A 14,098-nucleotide genomic window follows, 5' to 3' on the forward strand; every position below is an offset into this window, starting at 1 on the left:
GCCATCAGCGCACAGGGTAGCGCAGCGGGCGCCCGTGCTGCATCAATAAGCCGACTTCTGCCCCAACACCTTGAACGCCGTCAACGCGATGATCCTCACATCCAGCGTCGGACTCCAACGACGGATGTAGTCGATATCGTACTGAACGCGCTTCTTCATTGATCGCAGCTCCGGCGTCTCGCCACGCAATCCATGCACCTGCGCCCACCCGGTAATGCCGGGCTTGACGTAGTGCCGATGCATGTAGCGCTCGATCAGCTTTTCATAGTGGTTGTTGTGCTGGATCGCATGCGGTCGTGGACCCACCACTGACATGCTGCCGCCCAGTACGTTCAGGAACTGCGGCAACTCATCCAGGCTGGACCGGCGGAGGAAAGCACCAAAACGGGTAATGCGGGGGTCGTTGCGGGTCGCCTGGGTAATCTTGTCCGGCGTCTCGGCATGCACCCGCATGGAACGGAACTTGAGCATCGAAAATTCTTTACCGCCCAGGCCATGGCGGCGCTGCCTGAAAAAGACCGGCCCCGGCGAGCTGATCTTGACACCCGCGGCCAACACGGCCAACAGCGGCGCCAGCAGCACCAGGGCTGCGCTGGCGACAATCAAGTCCTCGACGCGCTTCACCAACCTGAAATGCTGGTCCGGCAAGCCTTGCCGCACCCCGATCATCGGCACGTTGCCGACCAGATGCACGCCCGGATTGAGCGTACCGTAGCCGCTGATGTCCGGGATGATGCGGACCGGCACCGGATAGCGCTCGATCCGCTTCAAGATCTGCTTGATCTGCGGGCCGCTACCCATCTGCAGCGACACCCACAGCTGGTCGAATTCGCCGCGGTGCAGGTCCATGTACTGAGGAAGGTCATCAATGGTGCCAAGGCAGCGCAGACCGTCTTCGCGGCGTGGTCGCGCGATGTCGCCGGGACTGGAGAAATAACCGACCACTTCCTTGCCCAGTTCGGGCTTGCCGCGCAGCAGGCGATGCAGCTTCAGCGATGGCGCGCGCAGGCCCACCAGGATCACGCGCTGGCAATCCAGTCCCTTTGAGCGCAGGCGATGCAGCTGCACGCGCAAGCTGACCCGCGTTGCCGTCATGCCCAGCAGTCCCAGGGCATACCAGCCCACCAGCCAGAACGTCGGCACGGCATCGGCCATGTCCACCAGCACCGCATAGGTGGAGAACAGGCCGAACGAGGCCGTCCAGGCGAGAAGCACGATCCACAGATCGGCCAGCAGGCCTCGTGCGGCGCCAGTTGCGGTACACCGGGGCGATACCGAAGCAGATCACCGTGCTGAGCAGCAGTGCGCCGAATACGATCCGCTGCGGCTGCGACGGGGCCATGCCGCCGTTGCGAACCAGATGACTCACGATCGCGGCAGCGGGTATGACCAGAAGGTCAGCAAGCCGAAGCCCCAATTCCAGCGCGGCCCGCGCCTCAACGCGACGACCGCGTCCTGCTGCCTGCGGTTCTGGAAGGCCGCCTACAGATCCCTGTAGCACTTCAACTTCTCCTGGATTACGCATCTTCCGGCACCTTCTCGCTCGTGCACTGACCTCCCCTGGCAGCGCAACAATAAAAACCACAATGGAAGAAACGCATTGATTTATGACGCAAATGTACCAGAGATTGACCCTGCTCCAGTACTTCTAAAAGGTGAACTGCTTCACAGCACACCCTATTTCGGGCAGAAAACGTCAATATTTTGACATGCACGGGTCCACTATCCTTTCAGGGCGCTCGTACAGTGCAGGTCGCCTCGAGCATTCCGCCACACAGCGCGCGCTGCTGCCAGCGGAAAAATCTGAAAGTTCCCCTCGCCTTACGGGACGTCATGAAAAACATCCTCATCTGCGGCGGCGCCGGCTACATCGGCAGCCACATGTCGCATTGGCTGCACGATCAGGGCCATCGGGTCACCGTGCTGGACAACCTCTCCACCGGTCATCGCGGCGCAGTGCGCTGGGGCGACTTCATCCACGCCGATCTGCTGGACCCGGCGTCGCTGGACCGGGCCTTGGCAGGCGGCCGTTTCGATGCCGTCATGCACTTCTGCGCGCGCTCGCTGGTGGGGGAGTCTGTCACCCAGCCCTACGCGTACTACCTGAACAACGTGGCCGGTACGCTGAACCTGCTTGAGGCGATGCGTCGTCATGACGTGGGCCGCATCGTGTTTTCGTCGACGGCAGCGGTGTTCGGCAACCCGGTGGCTGACCTCATCGACGAAGAGCACCCCAAGGCCCCGATCAACCCCTACGGCGCCAGCAAGCTGATGGCAGAGCGCATCCTGGCCGACGCCGCCCACGCCTACGGCCTGCGTTCGGTGACGCTGCGCTACTTCAACGCTGCAGGTGCCCTGCCCGATCAGGGTATCGGCGAGGCCCACCTGTGCGAGACCCACCTGATACCGAATGTGCTGAAGGCCGCGCTGGGCGACGGTCCGGCGCTGAAAGTGTTCGGCGACGATTACCCGACACCCGATGGCACCTGCGTGCGGGATTACGTGCATGTGCAGGACCTTGCCCAGGCGCACGCGCTTGCGCTGGATTTCATGGAATCCAGTGCCGGCGCGCATGCCTTCAACCTGGGTAACGACCAAGGCTTCTCGGTGCGGGAGGTCATAGCGACTGCGGCCAAGGTGTCCGGCAAGCCGGTGCCGTTCGAGGTGGCACCGCGCCGGGACGGCGATCCGGCAAGCCTGGTGGCGTCCAGCGCGAAGGCGCGGGCGCAACTGGGCTGGGTACCGCGCTGGACCGAACTGGGGCCGATCATTGAAAGCGCGTGGCGCTGGCACCGGGCTCAGCCGGACTGGTCCAGGCAAGGAGCGTGACGACCAACGGTCGTCCGCCACCACGAGCAAAAGCAGACGGCCAGCGGCCGTCACTACCGGGGCGGGGGCCGTCACGCCTCGTCTTCCTACCGCCCCCGCCGGGCACGGCTCGGCGCTACCGATAACGTCCGCCCCACCGCACCGCACCATGGCCCCGCCGGGCCCTCTGCTACCATCTCCGGCTCAGTGCGCCGCTGCCCCCCGGGCCTGCGGCTGCCCCAATACAACGCGAAAAGAGGGAGTCTGCATGTCTGCCAAGCTGCTCAAGGCCTTGGGCCTGGATGCGATCAACGCCGGTACCTATCTGGGCAACGGCGAGTGGTCCACCGCCACCGGCGGCGAGCTGATCACCCCGGTCAACCCGACCACCGGTGAAGCCATCGCCCAGGTCCGCGCCACCACCGCCGACGAATACGAAACCGTGATCGCGCGGGCGCAGGAAGCCTTCAAGACCTGGCGCACCACCCCGGCTCCGCGCCGTGGCGAAGCGGTGCGCCTGTGCGGCGAAGCCCTGCGCGCCAACAAGGATGCGCTGGGTTCGCTGGTTGCCCTGGAAATGGGCAAGAGCAAGCCGGAAGGCGACGGTGAAGTGCAGGAGATGATCGACATCGCCGACTTCGCGGTCGGCCAGAGCCGCATGCTGTACGGCTACACCATGCATTCCGAGCGCCCCGGCCACCGCATGTACGAGCAGTACCAGCCGCTCGGCCTGGTCGGCATCATCAGCGCGTTCAATTTCCCGGTCGCGGTTTGGGCGTGGAATGCGTTCCTGGCTACCGTCTGCGGCGACATCTGCCTGTGGAAGCCGTCCAACAAGACCCCGCTGACCGCGATCGCCTCCATGCGCGTCTGCAATGAAGCGCTGCGCGATGCCGGCTTCCCGGACCTGTTCTTCCTGATCAACGACGCCGGCACCGCGCTGTCGGAAAAGATGGTGGCCGACAAGCGCGTGCCGCTGATCAGCTTCACCGGTTCGACCCAGGTCGGCCGCACGGTCGCCGAGAAGGTCGCGCACCGCCTTGGCCGCTGCCTGCTGGAACTGGGCGGCAACAACGCGATCATCCTCGACGAAACCGCCGATCTGAAGCTGGCCATTCCCGGCATCGTGTTCGGTGCGGTCGGCACCGCCGGCCAGCGCTGCACCACCACCCGCCGCCTGATCGTGCACGAATCCATCCATGACGACGTGCTGGCCACGCTGGTCAAGGCGTACAAGCAGGTGGAAGGCAAGATCGGTGATCCGACCGACCCGGCCAACCTGATGGGCCCGCTCAACAGCGACGGCGCCGTGCAGCAGTTCCTGGCCTCCATTGAAAAGGCCAAGGCCAGCGGCGGCACCATCGAAACCGGCGGCACGCGCATCGACCGCCCCGGCAATTTCGTGCTGCCGGCCATCGTCACCGGCCTGAAGAACAGCGATGAAGTGGTGCAGCACGAGACCTTCGCGCCGATCCTGTACGTGATGAAGTACAGCACGCTGGACGAAGCCATCGACATGCAGAACGGCGTGCCGCAGGGCCTGTCTTCGTCGATCTTCACCACCAACCTGAAGACCGCCGAGCGCTTCCTGTCGGCGGCCGGTTCGGACTGCGGCATCGCCAACGTCAACATCGGCACGTCCGGTGCGGAGATCGGCGGCGCCTTCGGTGGTGAGAAGGACACCGGCGGCGGCCGCGAATCCGGCTCCGATGCCTGGAAGGTCTACATGCGCCGGCAGACCAACACCATCAACTATTCGGATTCGCTGCCGCTGGCCCAGGGCATCAAGTTCGACCTGTGATGGACACGGGCCGTACTGCCGCCGGGCATGGCGCGACGCTGGCTGGCCGCCGGGTCGCCATCGCCGGTGGCAGCAAGGGCATCGGGCGCTGCATCGCGCTGGCCTTCGCCGGCGCAGGTGCGTCGGTGTCGGTCTGCGCGCGCGGCCAGCAGGGCCTCGCCGCCCTGGCACGTGATGCCCAGGACCAGGGCACCCCGCTGCATACCCACGCCGCCGATCTCTCCGGTCTGGAGCAGATCGGCGGATGGCTGGAAAACGTTGCCGAAGCGCTGGGCGGCATCGATGTGCTGGTCAACAATGCGACCGGCTACGGCATGGCCGACGACGAAGACGGCTGGGCCGCCAGCCTGCAGGTCGACCTGATGGCAGCGGTGCGCGCTTCGCGGCTGGCCCTGCCCTGGCTGCGTGCATCCACCGATGCCTGCATCCTCAACCTGTCCTCCATCGCCGCCCAGCAACCGCGTCCGGGCGCTGCGCCGTACGCCGCGGCCAAGGCCGCGCTGTCCCACTACACCACCAGCCAGGCGCTGGCCCTGGCGCAGTACCGGATCCGGGTCAACGCGATCGCGCCGGGCTCGATCGAATTCGAAGACGGCCTGTGGGACCGCCGCCGCGTGGACGATCCGGCGCTGTACCACGGCACGCTGGCGAAGATTCCCTTCGGCCGCTTCGGCCGGCCCGAAGAGATCGCCCATGCCGCCCTGTTCCTGTGCTCGCCGCTGGCCGGATGGATTACCGGGCACGTGCTCAATGTGGACGGTGGTCAGGTATTGATGGGCTAATCGAGGCACAACCTCTATCATGGCCGGGTCTTTAGGGAGGACCCGCATGAGCGTGCCTAACCGTCATACCAGTGGACTGGCCGTCGCCAGCCTGGTCCTGGGGATCTGCAGCTGGACCGTGCTGCCCTTCATCGCCAGCATCGGGGCGATCATCACCGGGCACATGGCCCGCGCCGAAATCCGCCGCCGCCCGCACGAGCTCGACGGCGACGGGCTGGCCATCGGGGGCCTGGTCCTCGGCTGGCTGATGGTGCTGGGCGCGGTGCTGGCCATCGGCGCCTTCCTTGCCTTCTTCGGTGGCCTGGCCTGGCTGGCCCACGTTTCATCATGAGGTGGGCATGAGCACTCCTGAATCGGCATCCCGTTTTTCCAACCGCGTCGAAGACTACGTGCGCTTCCGCCCGGGTTATCCGCCGGCCCTGCTGCGCTGGCTGCATGACGAACAAGGCGTGCCGCGCGAGGCGCTGGTTGCCGACATCGGGGCCGGCACCGGCATTTCCAGCCAGATCCTGCTGGCCGCCGGCCATCCGCTTATCGCAGTGGAACCCAATGCAGCCATGCGCGCGGCAGCCGAGCACTGGCTGGGCAGGGAGTACCCCCGCTTCCGCGCCGCCGATGGCACCGCCGAGGCGACCGGCCTGGCCGATGCCACCATCGGATTGGTCAGCGCCGCGCAGGCCTTCCACTGGTTCGACACGCACGCCGTGCGCCGCGAGTGGAAACGCATCCTGGCCCCGGGCGGACGGGTGCTGGTGTTCTGGAACTCGCGCCTGCTGGATGCGTCCCCGTTCCTGCGCGGCTACGAACAGCTGCTGCTGGAGTTCGGCACCGACTACAGCGCGGTGGCCGAGCGTTACCAGACCGACGAGCAGATGCGTGACTGGTTCGCCGGCGGCCTGCAGGCCATCGGCTATTTCCCCAACGTGCAGATGCTGGACTTCGATGCCCTGCAGGGTCGCCTGCTCTCATCGTCCTACGCCCCCACTGCCGGCCAGCCGAATCACGAATCGATGCTTGCCGCGCTGCGCACCTTGTTCGACCAGCATGCCGTCGACGGCAAGGTCGCTTTTGAATACCAAACCCGTGCCTTCCTCGGCACGCTGGACTGATCTGCCCATGTACTCGCTTGCACGCCCCTTCCTGTTCTCCCTCGATGCCGAGCGCGCCCACGGCCTGGGCCTGGCCGCGCTGGACACCGCCTACCGCTTCGGCACCACGCCGCTGGTGGCGCCGCGCATCGCGCCGTTGCCCACGCCCGCCTTCGGCCTGACCTTCCCCAACCCGGTCGGCCTGGCTGCGGGGCTGGACAAGAACGGGGCGCACATCGACGCCCTGTTCGCGCTGGGGTTCGGGTCGGTGGAGATCGGCACCATCACCCCGCGCCCGCAGGCGGGCAACCCCAGGCCGCGGCTGTTCCGGCTGCCGGACCACGGCGCCATCATCAACCGGATGGGCTTCAACAACGCCGGCGTGGGCGCACTGGTGCGCAACGTGGAAGCCGCACGCGACCGCCGCGGGCTGCTGGGCATCAACATCGGCAAGAACAAGGACACCCCCAACGAGCAGGCGCTGGACGATTACATCGCCTGCCTGGACAAGGTGTACCCGCTGGCGGACTACATCACCGTCAACATCTCCTCGCCCAACACCGCCGGCCTGCGCGAACTGCAGGAAGAAAACGCCCTGCGCCAGCTGGTTGCCGGCCTGCGCGAGCGCCAGGAACAGCTGGCCAGCGTGCACGGCAAGCGCGTGCCGATGCTGGTCAAGGTGGCACCGGATCTCAATGAGCGCGATATCGATGCCGCAGCGCGCGTGCTGGCCGAACTGCAGGTGGACGGGGTGATCGCCACCAATACCACCATCGATCGCAGCCGCATCGCCGGCGATGCGCGCGCCAACGAGGCCGGCGGCCTGTCCGGTGCGCCGCTGCTGGACCAGTCCACGCTGGTGCTGCGCCGCCTGCGCGCGCGGCTGCCGGAAAGCATGCCGCTGGTCGGCGTGGGCGGAATCAGCTCCGGTGCCGATGCCGTGGCCAAGATGGCCGCCGGTGCCGCGCTGGTGCAACTCTACAGCGGGCTGGTGTTCCGCGGCCCGGCGCTGGTTTCCGAATGCGTCGAAGCGATCCGTCGCCGCCGCGAAGCACCCAGTCGCGGTGCGGTGGGAGGCCTGTGATGGCAACCAGCGGCTGGACCCTCACCGAAAACGCCTCCCTGCTGGCGCTCAACACCTTCCATGTGCAGGCGCAGGCCGCGCAGCTGCTGGAAATCCAGGACTCCGCCACCCTGCCCGATGCCCTGGCCCTGCCAAGCGTGGCCGAAGGCCCCTTGCTGGTGCTGGGCAGTGGCAGCAACGTGCTGCTGGCCGGTGACGTGCAGGGCACCGTGCTGGTGTTCGCCAACCAGGGCATCGACATCCTGGAACACCGCGCCGACTACACCGTGGTGCGCGCCGCGGCCGGGGTGAACTGGCACAAGCTGGTGCTCTGGTCGCTGCAGCACGGGCTGTCCGGACTGGAAAACCTGGCGCTGATTCCCGGCACCGTGGGCGCATCGCCGATCCAGAACATCGGCGCCTACGGCGTCCAGGTCGGTGAGTTCATCCAGACCGTCGAAGCCTGGGACCGCGATGCAGGCCAATGGGTGCGGCTGGACACCGAACAGTGTGCCTTCGGCTACCGCGACAGCGTGTTCAAGCAGCAGCCGGAGCGCTACCTGATCACCGCCGTGGAGCTGCGCCTGCCGCTGCTGCACGCACTGCGCATGGACTACGCCGGCATCGCCGAAGAACTGCAGGCGCAGGGCATCGATACGCCCAGTGCGGTGGACGTGGCCAACGCGGTGATCGCGATCCGCAGCCGCAAGCTGCCGGACCCGGACGTACTGGGCAATGCGGGCAGCTTCTTCAAGAATCCGATCCTTGGCGTGGACCAGGTGGAGGTGCTGCTGCAGTCCTTCCCGGAACTGCCGGTGTATCCGGCAGAACGCGAGGACCAGCGCAAGGTATCGGCCGCCTGGATGATCGAGCACTGCGGCTGGAAGGGATTCCGCGAAGGCGATGCCGGGGTGGCGCCCAGCCATGCGCTGGTGCTGGTCAACCACGGCAACGCCAGCGGCGCAGAGCTGCTCGCCCTGGCCAGGCGCATCTCCGCTTCGGTGCTGGAAACCTTCTCGGTCGCCATTGAACCGGAACCGAGGCTGATCGGCGCGCAGTGGTGACCCCCTCCCTTTCGAGTACCCGTGCGCCGCCGATACGCGCGGCCTGGTTGATGCTGGGCAGTACGTTGTCCTTCGGCTTCATGGCCCTGGCCATCCGCTATGCCACCGCCTACGTGCCCACCCAGGAAGTGGCCTTCTTCCGCAACGCGTTCGGCCTGCTGGCGTTGCTGCCAATGCTGCTTCGCCCCGGCCGCGCTCCGCTGAAAACCCAGCAGCTTCCGCGCTACTTCATGCGCAGTGCGATCGGCCTGGCCTCGATGCTGTGCGCCTTCTGGGCGCTGGGTCATCTGCCGATGGCGCAGGCGGTATCGCTGTCCTACTCCACGCCATTGTTCGTCACCATCGCCGCGGTGCTGTGGCTGGGCGAAACGGTCCGCGTGCGGCGCTGGGCCGCGGTGATCATCGGCTTCATCGGTGTGCTGGTGATCGTGCGGCCGGGCACCGGCAGCTTCAGCGCGGGCAGCCTGGTGGCAGTGGCCGCGGCCGTGCTGAGCTCGGTGGTCGCCATCCAGATCAAACAGCTCACCCGCGTGGACAGCGCCGATACCGTGGTGTTCTACACCTATGTGTTCTGGGTGCCACTGTCGTTGATACCGGCGCTGTTTGTCTGGCAATGGCCCAGCGGCATCGCCTGGCTGTGGCTGGCGCTCACGGGGGTGCTGGGCACGCTTGGCCAGCTGCTGTGGACCCGCGCCCTGCGCCTGGGGGAGGTGTCCGCATTGACCCCGATCAGCTTCATGCAGTTGCCCCTGGTCAGCGTCATGGCCTGGCTGTTGTTCGACGAGGTGCTGGATCGCTGGACCGTGATCGGCGCGCTGATCATCCTCGGTTCCAATGCCTACATCGCACACCGCGAGGCGGTGCTGGCACGCCGGGCGAAGAGCGAAGCCGCCAGCGCGGCCGCCAAGCCGGGCGAATAGACGGCCGCCGCGGTGGGATCAGCCCGCTCCGGCCCACCATAACGTATCGCCCTGCACGCTCCGGGTCCGCTCGGTTTCCAGCAGGGCGTTCAGGCGCCGCAGCGCGTCGCGACGCACGCCGACCGGATGCCCTGACGCCTGCGGGCCCAGCAGCAGCTGCTGGGTTTCCACCAGATGCCGCAGCACGCGCTGGTGGCGGTAGGCTTCATTGCATACCGGCGATGCGGCACCGCTTGGCGGGGCTTGTTCCAATGCCAACGCATGCCGGGCCAACGCATCGTGCAGCGCTTCGGCACGCGCGTGCATGGTCGCGATGTGCTGGCGGTTGCCGAGCCACATATCGACGAACGCCTGTCCCAGGATGTCCGTTGCCGTGGGCAGGCCAGCCGGCTGTGCGAGCCAGCTGCCCACCCGTTCCAGCGGGCGCCCGTCGGCGCACTCCCAGGCATCGGGTATGCAAGGCGGTGCCGGTTCGACCAGAAGCGGTTGCGGCGGCGTTGCATCGCCCGGTCCGTCCGGCGCGGCAAATACTTCCCTCAGCACCCAATGCCGACCCCAGCGGGTCGCGCCAGGGGGCCGCGCGTGGTGGCCCGCCTGACGCCGCAGGGGCGCTGCGTCCAGCCGCCACTGTCGGCCGGCGTCATCGACGACGTCGAACCTCGCCGTGACGCCGTCATTCTCATTGGACTGCCGTCGTACGCTCGCTGCGACGACGCCGAACGCGCGGGCCAACATCTCCGTTGCGTGGACGATCGGCACCTGGTTCATGAGGAATCCGCCATAGGACTGGTCTGAATCCGAACTATCCCAGAACCGGGAAAAGCGGATGTAGAAACAGCCTCACGGCGACATCGCAGGTCGCTCCCGGCCCGATGGACCGGCTCACCGACAAGCCATTTACGCCACACAAGGCTCAGGATCGTCGAGAGGTGCGGGCTATGGCCCGACTTCAACCGCAAGATGGACGACCGAGCCCGCGCAGGATGCGGTGTCGGCGGAATGCCGGCTACCAGGAATCGCTTGCACGCACGCTTGGGAATCTGGCGCAATCTGGCGCGTTCAGCCAGCGATCCGCGCAATCGCCTGCCTTCCTCCTCTGGCTCCCCGTTTCCGCGGATCACCTGCCCACCCCGCCCCCGGGCCCGGTCAGGCCCGGGGCGTCGCCGGCGGCCTGCCGCAGCGCGTCGTGTAAGCGCTTCCAGTGCCTGTTAGCGTCTGCTCATCCCAGCGTGGGGTTACCCATGCGTAGAGGAGTGGAGAGATGCTGCTGCAAGCCAGTAACGGGAAGACGATCCGAGGCGCGACGGCGGGCGTGGCACGCCTGCTGTTGCTGACGACCCTTGCCTGGACCGGGATCTGCAGCGCGCAGGACCTGGCGCCCCGCAGCCAGTGGCAGGCCAGCAGTTCATCGCAGCAGGTGGCGGCGATGGCCATCGGCCACCTGATCGACAACGATCCCGCAACGGTGACCGGTGGTGCCTTCACCCCCGGCCACTGGTTCCAGGTCGATGTCGGCCAGCCGGCGCTGCTCGGCGGCGTTCGCATCACCTGGGACGTCTCCAATCCGGAGGGCTACACCCTGCAGACCTCGCTGGATGGCAAGCAGTGGGACCTGGCCTACACCATGGGCGATTCGCTGGGCGGCGTCGAAACCCTGTTCTTCGCTCCGCGCCAGGCCCGCTATCTGCGCGTAGCAAGCCCCGAACGTACCTCGGACTGGGGCGTGTCGATCCTTGAAATGGAACCGCTGGATACGCGCAGCAGCGCGCGCCTGGCCCAGCTGGGCGCCGAGCCGGCCGCCGCGCTGTGGCAGGGCGGTGGCACGGTAGCGGTTCCCGCTGCAGCCGATGGCACGCATGTGCTGGATGTCGCCCTGCCCCGCGCCCTGGCCACGACCGGCCTGGTGGTGGACTGGGCGGAAGGCGCACATGGCCCTGCGCAGCTGGAGGTGCAGGACGCGAACGGCAGATGGAGCGTGCTGGCGCGCGACCCGCAGGCCGGCAGCCGCCAGCAGAGTTGGCTGGCCGGCACTGCCGCGGTCACCGCACATGGCCTGCGCCTGCGGGTGGAAGGCCGCGCGCCGTCCATCCAGCGGATCCGCCTGCTGGGACCTGCCGCGGTAATGACCCCGATGAAGCGCTACCAGGTGGCCGCCAGTGGCGCGCAGCGTGCGTTGGCGCCGGCATCGCTGCAGATGCAGCAGACCTACTGGACCGCCGTGGGCGTGCATGCCGGCGTGCAGAAATCGATCTTCGACGAGTACGGCAACATCGAAGCCTTCAAGGGCGCCCCGCTGGTGCAACCGATCTGGCGCAGTGCCGACGGCCGCGCCGCAGGCGCTGCCGGGCAACCGGTGCGGCATGCGCTGCGCGATGGCTGGAAGCCGATGCCATCGGCAGCGTGGACACCGCAGCCGGGGCTGGACCTGCACAGCGAGGCGTTCGCCATTGAACTGGGCGGGCAACCGGTGACGCTGCTGCGTCATCGCCTGCACAACACCGGCACGACCCCGATCAACGGCACGCTGACCCTCGCCGTGCGCCCGATGCAGATGAACCCGCCGTGGCAGAACGGCGGCCTGTCGCCGATCCGCGAGGTGGCCATCGAGGGCCGCACGATCAGCGTCAATGGTCGCCGCCTGCTGCAGTCGCTGACCCCGGTGGACGCCGCGGGCGCCGCACCGTTCGGCATGGAAGGCAGCAGTGAAATCAGCGCCGCCATTGCCAGCGGCCAGCTGCCCCACGCGCAGCGTGCGGAGGATGCCGACGGACTGGCCGCGGCCGCCTTCGCCTACCGCATGTCGCTGCAGCCGGGTGAATCCCGCGCTGTCGTGGTCGCCTTCCCGCTGGGCACTGCGCCAGCGGCGGCCGATGGCAGCCTGCCGCAGGCGCCGCCGCTGGTGCTGCCCGACGCCCCTGCTGACGCCGACGCGCAATTCGATGCACTGGCCGCACGCGCCGCCGCCGACTGGCAGGCGCGGCTGGGCCAGGTCGGCCTGCGGCTGCCGGACAATTCGCTGGTGGACATGCTGCGCGCGCAGGCCGCCTACATGCTGATCAACCAGACCGGCCCGGCGATGCAGCCCGGCCCGCGCAACTACAACCGTTCCTTCATCCGCGATGGCATGGCCACCTCGGCGGTGCTGCTGCGCATGGGCGAAGCAGCGGTGGCGCGCGATTACCTGGCCTGGTACAGCGCGCACGGCGTGCATGCCAACGGCCTGGTTTCGCCGATCCTCAACAACGATGGCAGCGTCAACACCGGCTTCGGTTCGGACATCGAGTACGACAGCCAGGGCCAGTACATCAGCCTGGTCGCCGACGTGGCACGGCTGGACGGGGGCCCGGAATCGGTGCGTGCCTACCTGCCCAAGGTGAAGGCCGCGATGCGTTTCCTGCAGGAACTGCGCGAGCGCACGCTGGTGCCAGGCTACATGGCCAGCCACCCCGCAGCGGAGCGCTTCGCCGGCATCCTGGCGCCTTCGATCAGCCACGAAGGCTATCCCGCACCCACCCACAGCTACTGGGATGACTACTGGGGCATCAAGGGCTGGCACGACGGCGCATGGCTGGCCGATGCGCTGGGCGATCGCGAAACCGCCCTCTGGGCGCGCGAACAGGGCCGCCTGCTGCATGAGGCAGTCGCCGCTTCGATCCGCGCCACGATGGCCTGGGAAGGCATCGATTTCATCCCGTCTTCGGCCGACCTGGGCGATGGCGATCCGACCGGCGTTTCGATCGCGCTGGACCCGACCGGCGCGCAGGACGTGCTGCCCGACGCGGCCCTGCGCACCACCTTCGCGCGTTACCTGGACGATGTCCGCAAGCGCGCACAGCCGGGCGCGCTGTATGCGTACACGCCGTACGAAATCCGCAATGTGCTCAGCTACGTGCACCTTGGCCAACCGGAGGCGGCGAACGAACTGCTGCTCGGCCTGCTGCATGACCGTCGCCCGCTGGAATGGCAGGTGCTGGCCGAAGTGGTGCATTCGCGACTGCGCTTCCCGCGCTACCTGGGCGACATGCCGCATACGTGGATCGGCGCGGAATATGGCCGCACCTTGTTCGGCATGCTGATGCGCGAGGACGACGACGCGCTGTCCCTGCTGCCGGGCACGCCAGCGTCCTGGCTTGTGGGCGACGGCCTGTCAGTGGAACGCCTGCCGACGGCCTACGGCATATTGAAGCTGGACGCATGGCAGCGCGACGGCGTGCTGAGCGTGACGCTGGGCGAAGGCCTGCGCGAAGGAACCGCCGTGCGGGTGTGGTGGCCGAGCCGCACGCGGCCGCGCGCGGTACGCGTGGACGGACGCCGCATGGACGCATTCGATGCCGATGGCGTGTTGCTGCCGCGCGCGTTCAAGCACCTGGAAGCGCGCTGGTAAACCGCCTTTCCGCATGGGTAGTGACGACCGCTGGTCGTCACAGAGAATCCCCGCCCGGGTAAATGATCCCCCGCCCGGGTAAATGATCCCCCGCCCGGGTAAATGATCCCCCGCCCGGGTGAGTGATCCTTGCCTTGGTGGGTGTCTCCTTGCCTTGGTGGGTGACGACCGTGGGTCGTCACGCTTCT

11 protein-coding genes are annotated in these 14,098 nt (G+C 67.4%); 9 read left to right on the forward strand and 2 right to left on the reverse strand.

The annotated features are described in order from the left end of the window. Positions 1-42 precede the first annotated feature (42 nt). The gene (locus QE373_RS10385; protein WP_309686139.1) at positions 43-1,215 is read right to left on the reverse strand and encodes an undecaprenyl-phosphate glucose phosphotransferase; all 1,173 of its coding nucleotides are present in this window, start codon (positions 1,213-1,215) and stop codon (positions 43-45) included. Between the two features lie 618 nt (positions 1,216-1,833). On the opposite strand from QE373_RS10385, the gene galE reads away from it, so the two are divergent. The 8 genes from galE (at position 1,834) to QE373_RS10425 (ending at position 9,526) form a co-directional block, all read left to right on the forward strand. After that, the gene (gene galE, locus QE373_RS10390) at positions 1,834-2,829 is read left to right on the forward strand and encodes a UDP-glucose 4-epimerase GalE (RefSeq protein WP_309689700.1); all 996 of its coding nucleotides are present in this window, start codon (positions 1,834-1,836) and stop codon (positions 2,827-2,829) included. 247 nt (positions 2,830-3,076) lie between these two features. After that, a complete protein-coding gene (locus QE373_RS10395; protein WP_309686141.1) occupies positions 3,077-4,609 on the forward strand; it encodes an aldehyde dehydrogenase family protein in 1,533 nt (510 codons plus the stop codon). After that, the gene (locus QE373_RS10400; RefSeq protein ID WP_309686143.1) at positions 4,609-5,391 is read left to right on the forward strand and encodes an SDR family oxidoreductase; all 783 of its coding nucleotides are present in this window, start codon (positions 4,609-4,611) and stop codon (positions 5,389-5,391) included. The genes QE373_RS10395 and QE373_RS10400 overlap by 1 nt, the downstream gene beginning before the upstream one ends. Before the next feature lie 46 nt (positions 5,392-5,437). Further along, entirely contained in the window at positions 5,438-5,722 is a 285-nt protein-coding gene (locus QE373_RS10405) for a DUF4190 domain-containing protein (protein ID WP_057506717.1), read from the forward strand. 7 nt (positions 5,723-5,729) lie between these two features. Then, positions 5,730-6,500, forward strand: a complete 771-nt coding sequence (locus tag QE373_RS10410) for a class I SAM-dependent methyltransferase (RefSeq protein ID WP_309686147.1) — start codon at positions 5,730-5,732, stop codon at positions 6,498-6,500. 7 nt (positions 6,501-6,507) lie between these two features. Then, positions 6,508-7,563, forward strand: a complete 1,056-nt coding sequence (locus QE373_RS10415) for a quinone-dependent dihydroorotate dehydrogenase (RefSeq protein ID WP_309686148.1) — start codon at positions 6,508-6,510, stop codon at positions 7,561-7,563. Continuing rightward, complete coding sequence (gene murB, locus QE373_RS10420; protein WP_309686152.1) at positions 7,563-8,606, forward strand: UDP-N-acetylmuramate dehydrogenase; 1,044 nt, start codon at positions 7,563-7,565, stop codon at positions 8,604-8,606. Before QE373_RS10415 ends, murB begins: the two co-directional genes overlap by 1 nt. 50 nt (positions 8,607-8,656) lie before the next feature. Next, positions 8,657-9,526: a DMT family transporter gene (locus QE373_RS10425; protein ID WP_057506713.1), complete on the forward strand. Its 870-nt coding sequence runs from the start codon at positions 8,657-8,659 to the stop codon at positions 9,524-9,526. A gap of 18 nt (positions 9,527-9,544) precedes the next feature. Here QE373_RS10425 and QE373_RS10430 read toward each other — a convergent pair whose 3' ends face one another. Continuing rightward, complete coding sequence (locus tag QE373_RS10430) at positions 9,545-10,294, reverse strand: hypothetical protein (protein WP_309686156.1); 750 nt, start codon at positions 10,292-10,294, stop codon at positions 9,545-9,547. 493 nt (positions 10,295-10,787) lie between these two features. Between QE373_RS10430 and QE373_RS10435 the strand changes: the two genes are divergently transcribed. Next, entirely contained in the window at positions 10,788-13,910 is a 3,123-nt protein-coding gene (locus QE373_RS10435) for a discoidin domain-containing protein (protein WP_309686159.1), read from the forward strand. Positions 13,911-14,098 lie beyond the last annotated feature (188 nt).

Origin of the sequence: Stenotrophomonas sp. SORGH_AS_0321, assembly GCF_031453215.1 — a bacterium.
Classification (GTDB): domain Bacteria; phylum Pseudomonadota; class Gammaproteobacteria; order Xanthomonadales; family Xanthomonadaceae; genus Stenotrophomonas; species Stenotrophomonas chelatiphaga.